At 69.8% G+C, this 15,501-nt stretch carries 17 protein-coding genes; 14 read left to right on the top strand and 3 right to left on the bottom strand.

Translation table 11 applies throughout. The features are described from left to right. The 8 genes from lepB to AD72_RS09625 form a co-directional block, all read left to right on the top strand. Positions 1-459, top strand: a 459-nt coding sequence (gene lepB / locus AD72_RS09590; RefSeq protein WP_031466090.1) for a signal peptidase I, incomplete at its 5' end; no start/stop codon positions are given. After that, on the top strand, positions 456-1,217 hold the full coding sequence (locus AD72_RS09595; protein WP_031466091.1) for a ribonuclease HII: 762 nt from the start codon (positions 456-458) through the stop codon (positions 1,215-1,217). The genes lepB and AD72_RS09595, both read left to right, overlap by 4 nt. 93 nt (positions 1,218-1,310) lie before the next feature. Then, positions 1,311-1,631, top strand: coding sequence for a DUF2469 domain-containing protein (locus tag AD72_RS09600; protein WP_031466092.1), 321 nt, complete (start codon positions 1,311-1,313; stop codon positions 1,629-1,631). A gap of 170 nt (positions 1,632-1,801) precedes the next feature. Further along, complete coding sequence (locus AD72_RS09605) at positions 1,802-2,203, top strand: YraN family protein (RefSeq protein WP_425480760.1); 402 nt, start codon at positions 1,802-1,804, stop codon at positions 2,201-2,203. After that, on the top strand, positions 2,203-3,708 hold the full coding sequence (locus AD72_RS09610) for a YifB family Mg chelatase-like AAA ATPase (protein WP_031466094.1): 1,506 nt from the start codon (positions 2,203-2,205) through the stop codon (positions 3,706-3,708). The genes AD72_RS09605 and AD72_RS09610 overlap by 1 nt, the downstream gene beginning before the upstream one ends. Next, the gene (dprA, locus tag AD72_RS09615) at positions 3,705-4,877 is read left to right on the top strand and encodes a DNA-processing protein DprA (protein ID WP_037345257.1); all 1,173 of its coding nucleotides are present in this window, start codon (positions 3,705-3,707) and stop codon (positions 4,875-4,877) included. Before AD72_RS09610 ends, dprA begins: the two co-directional genes overlap by 4 nt. A 32-nt stretch (positions 4,878-4,909) precedes the next feature. Next, on the top strand, positions 4,910-5,902 hold the full coding sequence (locus tag AD72_RS09620; protein WP_031466096.1) for a tyrosine recombinase XerC: 993 nt from the start codon (positions 4,910-4,912) through the stop codon (positions 5,900-5,902). Continuing rightward, the gene (locus tag AD72_RS09625; RefSeq protein ID WP_037345258.1) at positions 5,874-6,779 is read left to right on the top strand and encodes a FliA/WhiG family RNA polymerase sigma factor; all 906 of its coding nucleotides are present in this window, start codon (positions 5,874-5,876) and stop codon (positions 6,777-6,779) included. Before AD72_RS09620 ends, AD72_RS09625 begins: the two co-directional genes overlap by 29 nt. A gap of 7 nt (positions 6,780-6,786) precedes the next feature. On the opposite strand, the gene AD72_RS09630 is transcribed toward AD72_RS09625, so the two are convergent. Further along, a complete protein-coding gene (locus AD72_RS09630; protein ID WP_037345260.1) occupies positions 6,787-7,359 on the bottom strand; it encodes a peptidoglycan DD-metalloendopeptidase family protein in 573 nt (190 codons plus the stop codon). Positions 7,360-7,734: 375 nt separating this feature from the next. Between AD72_RS09630 and rpsB the strand changes: the two genes are divergently transcribed. From rpsB to frr, 4 genes are all read left to right on the top strand, one after another. Then, positions 7,735-8,571 (top strand): 30S ribosomal protein S2, encoded by an 837-nt coding sequence (rpsB, locus tag AD72_RS09635; protein ID WP_031466099.1) that lies wholly within the window; start codon positions 7,735-7,737, stop codon positions 8,569-8,571. Positions 8,572-8,660: 89 nt separating this feature from the next. After that, positions 8,661-9,476 (top strand): translation elongation factor Ts, encoded by an 816-nt coding sequence (gene tsf / locus AD72_RS09640; RefSeq protein ID WP_031466100.1) that lies wholly within the window; start codon positions 8,661-8,663, stop codon positions 9,474-9,476. A 107-nt stretch (positions 9,477-9,583) separates the two neighbouring features. Beyond that, positions 9,584-10,294 (top strand): UMP kinase, encoded by a 711-nt coding sequence (gene pyrH, locus AD72_RS09645; RefSeq protein ID WP_031466101.1) that lies wholly within the window; start codon positions 9,584-9,586, stop codon positions 10,292-10,294. Positions 10,295-10,328: 34 nt separating this feature from the next. After that, the gene (gene frr, locus AD72_RS09650; RefSeq protein WP_020495165.1) at positions 10,329-10,886 is read left to right on the top strand and encodes a ribosome recycling factor; all 558 of its coding nucleotides are present in this window, start codon (positions 10,329-10,331) and stop codon (positions 10,884-10,886) included. On the opposite strand, the gene AD72_RS09655 is transcribed toward frr, so the two are convergent. After that, complete coding sequence (locus AD72_RS09655) at positions 10,883-11,299, bottom strand: PaaI family thioesterase (RefSeq protein ID WP_031466102.1); 417 nt, start codon at positions 11,297-11,299, stop codon at positions 10,883-10,885. The two genes, frr and AD72_RS09655, sit on opposite strands and share 4 nt — an antisense overlap. A 47-nt stretch (positions 11,300-11,346) precedes the next feature. On the opposite strand from AD72_RS09655, the gene polA reads away from it, so the two are divergent. Next, complete coding sequence (gene polA / locus AD72_RS09660) at positions 11,347-14,043, top strand: DNA polymerase I (RefSeq protein WP_031466103.1); 2,697 nt, start codon at positions 11,347-11,349, stop codon at positions 14,041-14,043. A 432-nt stretch (positions 14,044-14,475) separates the two neighbouring features. Here the strand turns inward: polA and AD72_RS09670 are convergent, their stop codons facing one another. Further along, complete coding sequence (locus AD72_RS09670) at positions 14,476-14,874, bottom strand: TIGR03668 family PPOX class F420-dependent oxidoreductase (protein ID WP_031466105.1); 399 nt, start codon at positions 14,872-14,874, stop codon at positions 14,476-14,478. A 51-nt stretch (positions 14,875-14,925) separates the two neighbouring features. Here AD72_RS09670 and AD72_RS09675 point away from each other — a divergent pair, with 51 nt between their 5' ends. Then, the gene (locus AD72_RS09675) at positions 14,926-15,498 is read left to right on the top strand and encodes a Rossmann-fold NAD(P)-binding domain-containing protein (RefSeq protein WP_063890728.1); all 573 of its coding nucleotides are present in this window, start codon (positions 14,926-14,928) and stop codon (positions 15,496-15,498) included. Positions 15,499-15,501 lie beyond the last annotated feature (3 nt).

Below are 15,501 nucleotides of genomic sequence, written 5' to 3' on the forward strand. Positions count from 1 at the left end.
CAGACGGTTTCCTGTTGCGATGCGCAGAACCGGGTGCTGGTGGACGGTAAGCCGCTGAACGAGCCCTACATCTACTACCAGCAGGGCCTGGGGAACAAGCAGGCCCCGTTCAAGCCGGTCAAGATTCCGCAGGGGCAGTTGTGGGTGATGGGGGACAACCGCAACAACTCCTACGACTCGCGGTATCAGAACGGTGCGCAGGCCGACCCCGTGCGCGGCACCGTTCCGGTGGACAACGTGATCGGCAAGGCGCGGTTGATCATCTGGCCGCCCTCGCGCTGGCAGGGTGTACGCACCGATGATCCGCATGCGATGTCGATGCCCGCTCCGCCGATCGAGCACTCGAACGTGCCACCGGGTGCGCCGCTCGGGGCCGGTTTCGTGCTCGCGGTCCCGACCGTGTGGACCGGACGAAAGGTGCGCGCGCTCGTGCGTGACAAACGTGGCAGGCGGCGGTGACCACACTCGCGCCCGCACTTCCCAGGCCGCCGCGCGCGGTGCTGCGCGGGTGGCCCGGTAGCTGGACCCTGCAGTCCGCACTCGAACGGCGTGGGCTCGGCCCGGTCGCGGGAGTGGACGAGGCGGGGCGCGGCGCCTGCGCCGGTCCACTCGTGGTCGCGGCGGCGACACTGCGCCCCGGTGATGCGGGCAGGCTCTCCGAGCTCACCGACTCGAAGCTGCTCACCGCGGCCGCGCGGGAGCGGATGTACGAGCTGCTGCTCCGCCGCTGCGCGCAGACCTCGATCGTGGTCATCGACGTCACCGAGGTCGACGCGACCGGGGTGCACTTCGCGAACATCGAGGGCATGCGCCGTGCGGTGGCGCGTCTCGAAACCCATCCCGGGTACGTGCTCACCGACGGGTTCCGGGTTCCCGGACTGACCGCGCCGAGCATGGGCGTGATCAAGGGGGACCGGGTCGCCGCCTGCGTGGCCGCCGCGTCCGTGCTCGCCAAGGTCACCAGGGACCGGATCATGGCGGGGCTGCACGAGCAGTACCCGCAGTACGGTTTCGAGGAGCACAAGGGTTACTCGACCGCGAGCCACAAGGCGGCGCTGCGCGAACACGGTCCCAGCGAGATGCACCGCTGGTCGTTCGTCAACGTCACCGCCTACGCGGCCGAGCACAACATCACCCCGCCGAGGCGGGTGCAACGCAGCGCCGCGGCGGGGCGCATGGTTCACAATGAGGGTGGTGGCGATGAAGATGGCGGGTAATCGCAGCGGAGGAGAGCTCATGAGCGAGCTTGCGAGCGAACGGAAGGCACGGCGCCAGCGCGAAGCGCCGGGCTCCCGCAGGGAGGGAGAGCGATGAGCGCGGAAGACCTCGAGAAGTACGAGACCGACATGGAGCTGTCGCTCTACAAGGAGTACCGCGACATCGTCGGCCAGTTCACCTATGTGGTCGAGACCGAACGACGGTTCTATCTCGCCAACGCCGTGGATGTCGCGGTGCGCAACGGCGACGGTGAGGTGTACTTCGAGGTACGGATGTCGGATGCCTGGGTCTGGGACATGTACCGCCCGGCCCGATTCGTCAAGCAGGTCAGGGTGATCACCTTCAAGGACGTCAACGTCGAGGAGTTGGAGAAGCCCGATCTGCGCCTCGAGGACGGGCCGTTCAACGGCTGAGCACAGGCTTCGAAGGAAACGGCACCGGTGATCGCACCGGTGCCGTTTCTCGTCTGCGCCGGTCGTTTGTATGCCGGACCATCCACAGCGAGCCCGCCCGTCCACAGATTGCCCGCGCCACCTTGCCGGGACGCGAATCGCGGGCAGACTCGGTCCCCAGGAGATGACCGATGCGACTGGGGGTCGAGGGCATGCCGGTACGGAAGCCACCGCGGAGAGCGGGCGGGCAGCGACTGGGAAAGGCGGGCGAGGACCACGCCGTGGAGTACCTCCGGGGAAAGCACTGCGTGATCCTGCACCGGAACTGGCGATGTCCGCGAGGTGAGCTGGACATCGTGGCCACCGACGGGATCCGGCTGATCGTGGCCGAGGTGAAAACCCGTTCGGGAACCGGTTTCGGCGCACCCGCCGAGGCCGTGCCACCGGCGAAGGCGGAGCGGATCCGGGAACTCACCCGTGCCTGGCTCGCCGAGTATCCCCTGCCGCTGCGGGAGATCCGCTTCGACGTGCTCGCCGTGCTGTGGCCACCGGGGCGCCCTCCGGAGGTGGAACACATCGAGGGGGCGTTCTGATGGTGCTGGCGCGCGTGTGGTCGGTCGCCATGCACGGCGTGGACGGGACCATGGTGGAGATCGAGGCCGATCTCGGACCGGGAGTGCCCGGCGTGCACCTGATGGGTCTTCCGGACGCCGCGTTGCGCGAGGCGAAGGAACGTGTCAGATCCGCGGTGCGCAACAGCGGAGTGGTCTGGCCGCAACGGCAGGTGCGCCTCGCGCTGTCCCCGGCCGATCTCCCGAAGGCGGGTGCGGCCTACGACCTCGCCCTCGCCTGCGGCCTGCTCGCCGCGGCCGAGGTGGTCTCCCCGGACTCGCTCACCGGCGTCGCCTTGCTCGGTGAACTCGCCCTCGACGGGCGCACCCGCGCCGTGCGCGGGGTACTTCCCGCGCTGCTCGCCGCGCACAAAGCGGGGTTCGGCACCGCGATCGTGCCTGCCGCGAACCTGGCCGAGGCCGGGCTGGCCGAGGGGATACGGGTGCTCGGCGCCGAGCAACTGAGCGAGGTCTTGGACTGGCTGCGCGGCGAGCCGCACGGTCTGCGCGAACCGGCTCCGGTCACCGGTGTCCCCACTACCGACGGCCCCGATCTCGCGGAGGTGGTCGGCCAGTCCGAGGCACGCTGGGCGCTCGAGGTCGCCGCGGCGGGCGGGCATCATCTCCTGCTCACCGGCCCACCGGGAACGGGCAAGACGATGCTGGCGAGCAGGCTTCCCGGGCTGCTGCCCTCGCTGTCCCCGGCACAGGCCATCGAACTGGCCGCGGTGTGCTCGCTCGCCGGAACCCTGCCCGCCGACGGCGGGCTGCTGGATCGCCCGCCGTTCGTCGATCCGCACCATTCGATATCGGTGGCCGCGCTCGTCGGTGGCGGCAGCGGAACAGCGCGGCCCGGTGCCGTCTCCCGCGCCCACAACGGGGTGCTCTTCCTGGACGAGGCAGCCGAGTTCGGCCCGCAGCGGCTCAACGCCCTGCGCACCGCACTCGAGGACGGCGAGGTGCGGCACGCCCGCCGGGAGGGGGTCGCCCGCTATCCGGCCCGGTTTCAGCTGGTGCTCGCGACCAATCCGTGCCCGTGCGCTCCGGCCCGCGATATCGACTGCACCTGCCTGCCCCGGGTGCGCAAGCAGTATCTGGGGCGGCTTTCCGGTCCGCTGCTGGACCGGGTGGACCTGCGGGTACAGATGCGCCCGATCACCGCGATCGCCGGTGGCGCCAGCGAATCGAGCGCCGTGGTCCGCGAACGGGTCACGGAGGCACGGGAACGCGCCGCGCACCGCTGGTCCGGGCACGGACTGCGCGCGAATTCGGAGATCCCCGGGCCGGTGCTGCGTGGTGAGCACGCCCTGTCCACGGCGGCGACCGCGCTCCTGGAACGGGGGCTGCGTTCGGGCGCGGTGAGCGCGCGCGGCGCGGATCGCTGTCTGCGGGTCGCGTGGACCCTCAGCGATCTGGCCGGTACCGCGCGGCCCACCCCGGACCACGTCGCGGCCGCGCTCGGGTTCCGGGAACGGAGTGCCGCATGACCGGCTCGAACCCGCGCACCGCCCGCGCCTATCTGCTCCGGGTCGCCGAACCGCCCGCGATCGCGCTGCGGGCCTTCGTCGCCCGGCACGGTCCGGAACGAGCCGCCGAACTCGTGCGCGCCGGGCAGGTTCCGGTCGCCGTGGACAAGGAGACCTCGGCGCGCAGGCACCTCGACCGGGCCGCGCGCGATCTCGAACACGCGGCCGCTGCGGGAGCCCGTCTCGTCACCCCCGAGGACGAGGAGTGGCCGAGCTGGCGGTTCCTCGCGCTCGAGCTCGCCGCGCGCCGGGGTGTCCGGTATTCCGGTGAACCCATCGGGCTCTGGGCGCGCGGGCGAGCGCTCACCGGGCTCGGCGACCGAACGCTGGCCGTGGTCGGTGCCCGGGCGGCCACCCGGTACGGCGAACACGTGGCCACCGATCTCGCCCACGGTCTCGCGCAGGAGGGCGTGGGCGTGGTCTCGGGTGCGGCCTATGGGATCGACGGCGCGGCACACAAGGGAGCGCTCGCCGCAGGCGGAACCACGGCCGCCGTCCTCGCCTGCGGAATCGATGTGCCCTATCCGGCGGGGCACGCGCGGCTGCTCGAGCACATCGCCGAACACGGCAGCGTGGTCAGTGAGTATCCGCCGGGCACCAAACCGGCCAGGTACCGCTTCCTCGCCCGCAACCGGCTCATCGCCGCGCTCGGGGACGGCACCCTCGTCGTCGAGGCGGGCAGGCGAAGCGGCGCCCGCAACACCGCGGCGACCGCGCACGCCATCGGGCGCCCCGTGCTCGCCGTCCCCGGACCGATCACCTCGGCCATGTCGCTTGGCTGCCACCAACTACTACGAGACGGGGATGCCGCGCTCGCCGGAAACCTCGCGGATGTGCGGGCGGCCATCGGACCGTTCGACGCGAGCGCGGGGGCCGAGCCCGCGGGCGAGATCGATCCGGTCGACGAACTCGATCAGGAGGCCAAACGGGTACTCGAGACGCTCGGCCGGACCGTGGCACGTGATCCGGAGCAGGTCGCGGCCGCGACGGGGATCGAACTGGCCTCCGTGCGCGCGAACCTGACCAGGCTCGAATTGTCCGGACTGGCGCGCAACGGGGAGCTCGGCTGGCAGCGAATCGTGGCCCTGTCGGCCGCCGATGCCGGACGGCACACCGCGCACGGTACTTGACCAAAAGTAGACGATGGCGCACTGTTCCTTGCGTGTCCTCGCAAACTCGTCCTACCGCTGGGCGGTCGAACCCGCGCGAGCGGCGTGCGGGTCTGCCGGTCTGGCAGCAGCGGCTTCTCGATGAGTACGAGCAGCACCTGCGGCTCGAGCGGGATCTCTCGGCGCACACAGTGCGCGCCTACCTCGGCGACGTGATGAGCCTGCTCGCCGAACTCGAGGACGAGGACGAACACCACGAGGTACCAGGGAACGGCTGTCTCGACGGGATCGACCTCGCCGGTCTGCGTTCCTGGCTCGCCGGGCAGCGCGAAGCGGGGGCGAGCCGGACGAGCATGGCGCGGCGGGCCGCGGCCGCGCGCGGTTTCACCGCATGGGCCGCAGGGCGTGGCTATCTCACGAGCGATCCGGGCCAGCGGCTCGCCGCACCACGTGCCCACCGCACGCTGCCCTCGGTGCTGCGGGCCAATCAGGCCGAGGAGGCCATGCACGCGGCCGCACTGGGCGCCGAGCAGGGAGACCCGGTCGCCCTGCGGGACAAGGCGATGCTGGAGCTGCTGTACGCGACCGGGGTCCGGGTCTCCGAACTGTGCGGGCTCGACCTCGGGGACGTGGACGAGCAGCGCAAGGTGATCACCGTGCTCGGCAAGGGACGCAAACAGCGCACCGTGCCCTACGGGGAACCGGCGCTCGCGGCCCTGCGGGACTGGCTCGGGGCCCGGCAGACGCTGGTCAACGAGCGCAGCGGGGCGGCACTGTTCCTCGGCAGCCGGGGCGGGCGCGTCGATCAGCGCGCCGTGCGCCGGGTGGTGCACGACGCCGTCGGCGCGGTGTCCTCGGCCGCGGACATGGGACCGCACGGGCTGCGCCACAGCGCGGCCACTCATCTGCTGGAAGGCGGTGCGGATCTGCGCGTGGTCCAAGAACTTCTCGGGCACGCTACCCTTGCTACGACCCAGCTTTACACGCACGTGACAGTCGAACGGCTGAAGGCCATCCATGACCGAGCGCATCCACGATCCCGCTGACCGCCCGAGGCCGGCGACGCGACTTCGGCTCGTCGATCCACCGCCCGAGCAACGCACCGGGGCTTACGGCCCCGGGCAGCCGGACGGTGTACTCGACGGCGACCGCCGCAGCGCGGACGATGTCGAGGCGGGCATCGTCGCCCTGTGGCAGTGGTTCGCGCGCGAACGCGACCGCGCCACCCGGGACCGCCTCGTCCTGCACTACGCACCGCTCGTGAAGTACGTCGCCGGCCGGGTCGGTGTCGGGCTTCCCGCGCACGTGGACATCGCCGATCTCGTGCAGTCGGGCATCTTCGGGCTCGTGGACGCGATCGAGAAGTTCGAACCCGAACGCGGGCTCAAGTTCGAGACCTACGCGATGCAACGTATCCGCGGCGCCATCCTGGACGACCTGCGCGCCCAGGACTGGGTGCCGCGTTCGGTGCGCGGCAAGGCACGCGACCTGGAGCGGGTACTCGAATCCCTCGGCGCCCGGCTGCAGCGCACCCCGACCGATTCCGAGCTCGCCGCCGAACTGGGGATCGGAGTCACCGAACTGCGCGAGCTCTACGGTCAGCTCCAGCTCACCAGCGTCATGGCACTGGACGAACTGATCGCGGGGGAGCGCACGACCGCGCTGGCCGACACCCTGCGCGACGATGCCGCGATCGATCCGGTGGCCAGCCTGGTCGACCGGGACACCCGTAAGCAGCTCGCCGATGCCATCGCGAAGCTCGCCGAACGCGACCGGGTCGTGGTGACGCTCTACTACTTCGAGAACCTCACCCTCGCCGAGATCGGCAAGGTACTCGGGGTGACCGAGTCCCGGGTCTGCCAGCTGCACACCCGGGCGGTGCTGCGGCTGCGCAACACCATGCAGGCGCAGTCCAGCGAGTAATCCGCGATCAGGGGCGGTACCAGGGCAGCAGCCGCACGTGCCCGCCCGAGAGCAGGCCGAGAGGATCGCGGTAGTCGGTCTCCCCGTACCGGGCGCCCCAGTGCAGGCAGGCCGCTACGCGCGGGGCTCCGCAGTCGTGCCCGCCCCGCAGCGTTCCGATCGGCTGGCCACCATGCACCTGGTCACCCTTGGCGACCGTGGCGGCGACCGGTTCGTAGGTGGTGCGCATGCCGTCCGCGTGCTGGATGGAGACCACACCGTGCCCGGCGACCGGTCCCGCGAACGCCACTACCCCGCCCGCGGCCGCGCTGACCCGGGAGCCCTCCGTGGCACCGAGATCCACGCCGCGGTGCCCGGGACCGTAGGGGTTCGCCGGAGCGTCGAATCCGCGCACGACCGGATGCGGGGGTGCGATCGGCCAGCCGTAGCCGACCGCGGCGGTCGCGGCGTGCGCGGAGGCGGTGACGAGCTTGCCCGGACCGGCGAGCGCGAGCCCGAGCAGCGGCACGAAGAGCACCACGGCGAACAGCTTGGCTATCGCCGCGTGCACCCGCGTCGGCGGGCTGGACCGGATCGGCATGCCACCAAGGGTGCATGCTCGGAACTCGGATGGGAAGTGCGCGCCCCCGTGTTGTGGACCGTTCACGGGTAATCCACAGGAACAGCGGCCATCCCGCATACCCATCGATACTGCGATGACGTGCGAATCGGGCCTGGTTTACACTGGTCGAGCGCCACGTCTCCGTACGTGGTGACTTCGCGTGCCGATTCTTCCCGCAGGGAGGGCACCGCGATCCGACGGTCCCCGGATGTTCCGGGGTTCGGATCGCCGATCGGCACCAGGGCCAGGTGGTCACCCGGCCGCCCGGCGAAGAACCGAACCAGCGTGCTCCGTCCGTTTCGAGCTGTCGGCCCGGCGGGGTGCGCGTGAGCAAAGACAGAGGTGTATCCGGCCATGGCCGTCGTCACCATGAAGGAGCTGCTGGACTCCGGTGTCCACTTCGGGCACCAGACCCGCCGCTGGAACCCGAAGATGAAGCGCTACATCTTCACCGAGCGCAACGGCATCTACATCATCGACCTGCAGCAGACGCTGTCCTACATCGACCGCGCCTACGAGTTCGTCAAGCAGACGGTCGCGCACGGCGGCTCGATCCTGTTCGTCGGCACGAAGAAGCAGGCCCAGGAAGCGATCGCGCGCGAGGCGCAGCGGGTCGGCATGCCGTACGTCAACCAGCGCTGGCTCGGCGGGATGCTGACCAACTTCCAGACGGTGCACAAGCGCCTGCAGCGGCTCAAGGAACTCGAGTCGATGGAGCAGACCGGTGGCTTCGCCGGGCTGACCAAGCGCGAGATCCTGACCCTGACCAGGGAGAAGAACAAGCTCGACCGCACCCTCGGCGGTATCCGCGACATGGCGAAGGTGCCGAGCGCGGTGTGGATCGTGGACACCAAGAAGGAGCACATCGCGGTCGGTGAGGCGCGCAAGCTCAATGTGCCCATCGTCGCGATCCTCGATACGAACTGTGATCCGGACGAGGTCGACTACCCGATCCCGGGCAACGACGACGCGATCCGCTCCGCCGCGCTGCTGACCAAGGTGGTCGCCGAGGCCGCGGCCGCCGGGCTGATGGCCCGTGCCGGTGCGCGCAACGGCTCCGGCGGGGACGAGAAGCCCGAGCCGGGAGTGGCCAGCGATGAGCCGCTCGCCGAGTGGGAGCAGGAGCTGCTCACCAGCCCCGAGACCGCCGAGGCGACCGTCGCGGCCGGCTCCGAGGGCGACCAGGCGTAACGCGCTCGAACCAGAGACGAGTCGTGCGGGTGGGTGTGCGCACCCACCCGCACGACTGAGCAGGCACTAACCGTAAGGAACGAGATTTCATGGCGAACTACTCAGCGGCGGACGTCAAGCGTCTGCGCGAGGCGACCGGGTCCGGCATGATGGACTGCAAGAAGGCGCTCGAGGAAGCCGAGGGCGACTTCGACAAGGCCGTCGAGATCCTGCGTGTCAAGGGTGCGAAGGACGTCGGCAAGCGGGCCGAGCGCACCACCGCGCAGGGCCTGATCGCGGCGGCCGGCCCCGCGATGGTCGAGCTCAACAGCGAGACCGACTTCGTGGCCAAGAACCCCGAATTCGTCGCGCTCGCGGACAAGATCGTCGCCACCGCGCGGGACAACAAGATCGGCGAGCTGGACGCCCTGCTCGCGGCCGACCTCGACGGCTCGACGGTCTCCGAGGCCATCGCCGCGCTGTCCGCGAAGATCGGCGAGAAGCTCGAGCTGCGCCGGATCACCCTCTTCGACGGCAACGTCACCAGCTACCTGCACCGGCGCTCCGCCGACCTGCCCCCGGCCGTCGGCGTGCTCGTCGAGTACACCGGTAGCGACGAGGAAGCCGCCCGCGGCGCGGCCATGCAGGTCGCCGCGCTCAACGCGCGCTACACCAACCGCGAGGACGTGCCGGAGGAGACCGTCGCGAACGAGCGGCGCATCGCCGAGCAGACCGCCCGCGAGGAGGGCAAGCCCGAGCAGGCCATGCCCAAGATCGTCGAGGGCAAGGTCAACGCCTACTACAAGGACTTCGTGCTCAACGAGCAGCCTTCGGTCACCGACAACAAGAAGACCGTCAAGGCCGTGCTCGACGAGGCCGGTGTCAGTGTCGTGCGCTTCGCGCGCTTCGAGGTCGGCGTCGCCTGACCTGCCGGCACGGTGTGCCACCCTTCGCGCGCGAGAGCGGAGGACCCGAGTACCGTGTGCCCCGCCTTCTTCACGAGGGCGGGGCACACGCATGTGAGGAGGGCCGAATGGGTTACAAGCGAGTACTGCTGAAACTCGGTGGCGAGATGTTCGGTGGCGGCGCTGTCGGAGTGGATCCCGATGTGGTGCACACCGTGGCTCGGCAGATCGCCGACGTGGTGCGCACCGGCGCGCAACTGGCCGTCGTCATCGGCGGCGGCAACTACTTCCGGGGCGCCGAGCTGTCCCAGCGTGGCATGGACCGGGACCGCGCCGACTACATGGCGATGCTCGGCACCGTGATGAACAGCCTCGCCCTGCAGGACTTCCTGGAGAAAGAGGGCGTGCCGACCAGGGTGCAGACCGCGATCAGCATGGGCCAGGTCGCCGAGCCCTATGTCCCGCGCCGCGCGGAACGGCACCTGGACAAGGGCCGCGTGGTGATCTTCGCGGCCGGGACGGGCATGCCCTACTTCTCCACCGATACCGGGGCCGCCCAGCGCGCGCTCGAGATCGGCTGCGAGGCGGTCCTGATGGCCAAGGCCGTGGACGGGGTGTACACCGCGGACCCGAAACTGGACCCCAAGGCCACCATGTTCGACACCATCACGCACCACGAGGTCATCGAGCGTGGTCTCAAGGTGGCCGACGCGACCGCGTTCTCGCTGTGCATGGACAACAACATGCCGATACTGGTGTTCAATCTGCTTACCGAGGGCAATATCGCCCGGGCCGTTCGCGGTGAGAAGATCGGGACACTGGTCAGTACTCCCGCATAGGCATGAGCACGCTGCACGCACGAAGGAGAAAGCAGTGATCGACGATACGCTCCTCGACGCCGAGGAAAAGATGGAGAAAGCCGTCTCGGTCGCCAAGGACGACCTCGCGTCGGTGCGTACCGGGCGGGCCACTCCCGCGATGTTCTCCAGGATCCACGTCGAGGCATACGGCGTGCCGACCCCGCTGAACGAGGTCGCGAGCGTGAGCATCCCGGAGGCACGGATGGTCGTGATCAAGCCCTACGACCCGAGCCAGCTGCGCGCCATCGAGAAGGCCATCCAGGAATCGGATCTCGGGGTGAACCCCTCCGATGACGGGCAGATCATCCGCATCAACGTTCCGCAGCTCTCCGAGGAGCGCCGCCGCGAGATGGTCAAGGTCGCCAAGGCCAAGGGCGAGGATGCGCGGGTCACCATCCGCAACATCCGCCGCAAGGGCAAGGACGAGCTGGACAAGCTGGTCAAGGACGGCGAGGTGGGCGAGGACGAGGGCGCCCGCGCCGAGAAGGAACTACAGAACCTCACCGACCAGTACATCCACCAGGTGGAGGAACTGGTCAAGCACAAGGAATCCGAGCTGCTCGAGGTTTAGCCGGGCTTGTTCAGGGTGACGCAGGTCAGCCGTGCCGTGCAGGTGCGGCGACCCTGCTCATCGGTGATCGTGATCTCGATGGTGCTCGTCGACCGCCCGGTGTGCACCGGCACCGCGACCGCGGTGACCTTCCCGTCCTTGACCCCACGGTGATGTGTGCAGGACAGCTCGAGCCCGACGACCGGGTGACCGGGCGCCGCGTTGAGCGCCGCTGCCTGCGATCCCACCGATTCGGCGAGTGAGGCGTTCGCCCCGCCGTGTATCAGCCCGTACGGCTGCCGGTTGCCGTCCACCGGCATGGTCGCGACCACCCGTTCCGGGCTCGCTTCGAGGACCTCGATGCCGAGTTTGGCATCGAGCAACTGTCCGGCCGGTTGCGCCGGGAACGGGTTGAGCTGCTGCTGTTCGGACACGGGACGGGGCCTCCAGACTTGTCGGTGCTTCACCATAGACTTCATCCGTGAGCGCGAAGACCGATACCGGAAGTGACCAACCTCGCTTGTTGCTGCTCGACGGCCATTCGCTGGCCTACCGGGCGTTCTTCGCCTTGCCCGCGGAGAACTTCAGCACCACGACGGGCCAGACCACGAACGCCGTGTACGGCTTCACCTCGATGCTGATCAACCTGCTCCGGGACGAGCAGCCGACGCATCTGGCCGTGGCCTTCGACGTGTCCCGCAAGACCTTCCGCAGCGAGGCCTATGCCGAGTACAAGTCGAACCGCTCGAGTACCCCGGACGAGTTCCGTGGCCAGGTCTCGCTGATCGAGGACGTGCTCGCCACCCTGCGCGTGCCGACCCTGCGCAAGGAGGGCTACGAGGCCGACGACCTGATCGCCACGCTGACCACCGAGGCCGTGGCCGACGGGATGCGGGTGTCCATCTGCACCGGGGACCGGGACGCGCTGCAGCTGGTCGACGACTCGGTGACGGTGCTCTACCCGCGCAAGGGCGTCTCCGATCTGGTCCGGTTCACCCCGGAGGCCGTGGAGGAGAAGTACACCCTCACGCCGAAGCAGTACCCCGATTTCGCCGCGCTGCGCGGTGACCCCTCGGACAACCTGCCGGGGATCCCCGGGGTCGGCGAGAAGACCGCGGCGAAGTGGATCAGGCAGTTCGGTTCCCTCGCCGATCTGGTCGACCGGGTGGACGAGGTAAAGGGCAAGGTCGGCGAGGCGCTGCGTGCGCACCTCGACTCGGTGCTGCTCAACCGCCAGCTGACCGAACTGGTCCGGAACGTCGAACTGGACAAGCACGCGAACGAGCTCGAGCTCCAGCCCTGGGACCGGGACGCGGTGCACCGGCTGTTCGACGACCTCGAGTTCCGGGTGCTGCGCGACCGGTTGTTCGAGACCCTGTCCTCCGCGGAGCCCGAGGCCGAGTCCGGGCTGGACATCGAGGGCGGGCGGATCGAGACCGGGGCGCTGCGGGACTGGCTCGCCGAGCACGCCTCGGGGCGCCGCACCGGCCTCGCCGTGCGCGGGAACTTCGCGATGGGCGGCGGTGACGTCTACTCGGTGACCCTCGCCGCGGGCGGGGTCGGCGGCTTTGTGGAGGTCGCCGCGATGGACGAGGCCGATGAGCGCGCGCTGGCCGCCTGGCTCGCCGATCCGGAAGCACCGAAGGCCGGGCACGACGTGAAGGGCGCGATCAACGCGTTCGCCGCACGCGGCTGGGAGTTCGCCGGGCTCACCTCGGACACCGCGCTCGCCGCCTATCTGGTGCGCCCCGGGCAGCGCTCCTTCGCGCTCGACGATCTGGTGCTGCGCTACCTGCAGCGGGAACTGCGCGCCGAGGCCGGGGAGACCCAGCTGTCCCTGCTGGACGGCGCGGACGGTGAGGACACCGCGCTGATCAACGCGGAGCTGCTGCGCGCGGTCGCGATCGCCGAGCTCGCCGACGCACTGGACGCCGAGCTCGCCAAGATCGAGGCGACCGGGCTGCTGCGCGATCTCGAGCTGCCGCTGCTGCGGGTGCTCGCGCGGATGGAGCAGATCGGGATCGCCGTGGATGTCGAGGCGCTCACCGCCCTGGAGGCGCACTTCGCCGCGCGGGTGAAGAACGCCGCGCAGGAGGCGTACGCGGTGATCGGCAAGGAGATCAACCTCGGCTCGCCGAAACAGCTGCAGGTGGTGCTGTTCGAAGACCTCGAGATGCCGAAGACCAAGCGCACCAAGACCGGGTACACCACGGACGCGGACGCGCTGCAGACCCTGTTCGAGCAGACCGAGCACCCCTTCCTCGCGCACCTGCTCGAACACCGGGACGCCACCCGGCTCAAGACGACCGCCGAGGGACTGCTCAAGACCGTCGCCGACGACGAGCGGATCCACACCACCTACAACCAGACGATCGCGGCGACCGGCAGGCTTTCCTCGACCGATCCGAACCTGCAGAACATCCCGATCCGCACCGAGGAGGGCCGCCGGATCCGCGAGGGCTTCGTGGTCGGGCGGGGCTTCGCCGAACTGATGACCGCGGACTACTCGCAGATCGAGATGCGCATCATGGCGCACCTCTCCGAGGACGCCGAGCTCATCCAGGCCTTCCAGTCGGGGACCGACTTCCACGCCGAGACCGCGGCCCGGGTGTTCGGGGTGGACGCCGGGGAGGTGTCCACCGAACAGCGCGCCAAGATCAAGGCGATGAACTACGGGCTCGCCTACGGGCTCTCCGCGTACGGGCTCTCCGGGCAGCTGCGTATCGCCGTGGACGAGGCGCGCGGGCTGATGGACGACTACTTCGCCCAGTTCGGCGGGGTGCGCGACTATCTGCGCGAGCTGGTGGACGCCGCCCGCAAGGACGGATACACCTCCACGATCCTCGGGCGGCGGCGCTACCTGCCCGACCTGAACTCGGACAACCGGCAGCGCCGCGAGATGGCCGAGCGGATGGCGCTCAACGCCCCCATCCAGGGATCGGCCGCGGACATCATCAAGGTCGCCATGCTCGGCGTCGGCAAGGCACTCGACGAGGCCGGGGTGCGCTCCAGGATGCTGCTTCAGGTGCACGACGAACTCGTGCTCGAGGTGGTCGAGGGCGAACACGACCGGATCGAGTCGATCGTGCGCGAGCAGATGGGGTCGGCCTACGAACTCCAGGTGCCGCTGGAGGTTTCGGTCGGCGTCGGCCGCTCCTGGCACGAGGCAGCTCACTAGGACCCATCGTGGCTGGTTTGCGTGGCGGTGCCAGCCGCTCGGGTGGAGCAGCGGCTCCGCCGCTGATGAAACTGCTCGAACCGAACGATGGGGGGCAAGGGATCCGGTGGATCGGGTCGGACCGCTCACGCACCTGCGCCGGGCGCGGGACGTGATCGATGCGCGGTTCGCCGATCCGCTGACCGCGCCCGAACTGGCGGGCATCGCCTGCTACCGGGAACCGAACGCTCACTGTCCGCACATTCCCGGCTGTTTCGTGCTGATGGCGACCGCGTCCCGGGAACGGTCACTCTCGGATAAGCCGGATACCGCGACGATTCCGGGAACTGGTTCTCCCTCGGCCAGCCGAACGCGGAACTCGATGCCGGCAAGCCCTGGGACGACCGCGAGGCCGAACAGGCCGGTGGAGACCGGTACGCCCCCGGTACAGCGCTAGCCGCTCGCCGACCAGCTCGCCACCCGGCTCACCCGCACGGCGATGACCGAACTGCCCAGCTCCACCTCGCCGTACTGCGGGTACTTCGCGCGCAGCAGCGCGTGTGCCTCGGTGGCCACCGCATCGCCGGAGTGCACCGCTGCCTCGCCGTCGACCCGCACCCACCACAGCAGCGACCAGTCCTCGGCGTAGCGGTCGGCGAGCAGGCTGACCCGCGGCTCGTGCGCGATGTTCGCCAGGCGCAGCAAGGGTTTCCCGCTCTTGGGCTTGCCGTCGACCGGGGTGTACACGAACTCCGCTGAGCAGGCGAACACGACGGGGACCAGATGCGGGCGGCCGTCGGCGCGCACGGTGGCCAGACTTGCGGTGCGTGCTTCGGTGAAACGGGAGTCCATGCGCCCAGTCAACACGGTTCCGCGCTTGCCTGTTCCCGTATCCTGTTGTCGATGTCACACGATCGGAGACAGCGGGCGCTGGTGATCGGTGGCGGCGGAATGCTCAGTGACTGTGTGGAGCAACTGCTCGCGCAGGGTTGGCATGTCGTGCTGCCGAGCAAGCGGTACCGCCCGCTCGGCAAGTGCCCGAAACTCGACGGCTCGGGCGGAACGGCGCGCTGGGTGCGCGCCGACTGGTCCGCGCCCGCCGCGCTCGCCCGCGATGTGGCCCGAGAGCTCGACGGGCCCGCCGATCTGCTCGTGGCCTGGCTGCCGGAGAACCACCGGGTGCCGGTACTGCGCGCAGTCGGCGGATCGCTGGCCGGTGGAGCCGGAGTGGTCGAGGTCTACTCCTGCGCGGAACTCCCCGGAGGGCTTCCCGAACCCGCGCTTCCCGAGCACGTCACCCAGCGAGTGGCGCTCGGCTACATCCCCCTGCGCCGGGGCAGGCGGCACGCCAACCACGCCGAGACGAGCGCGGCCATCACGGCGGCCGTGACGCGAGCGCTGCGGGACGCGCCGCCCGAGGCGGACCAGATCGGGGAACCCGATATCTGGCCGCACCTCGCGCAGCTGCGTTCCTGAAAT

This window comes from Sciscionella sediminilitoris (assembly GCF_000737195.2).
Lineage (GTDB): Bacteria > Actinomycetota > Actinomycetes > Mycobacteriales > Pseudonocardiaceae > Sciscionella > Sciscionella sediminilitoris.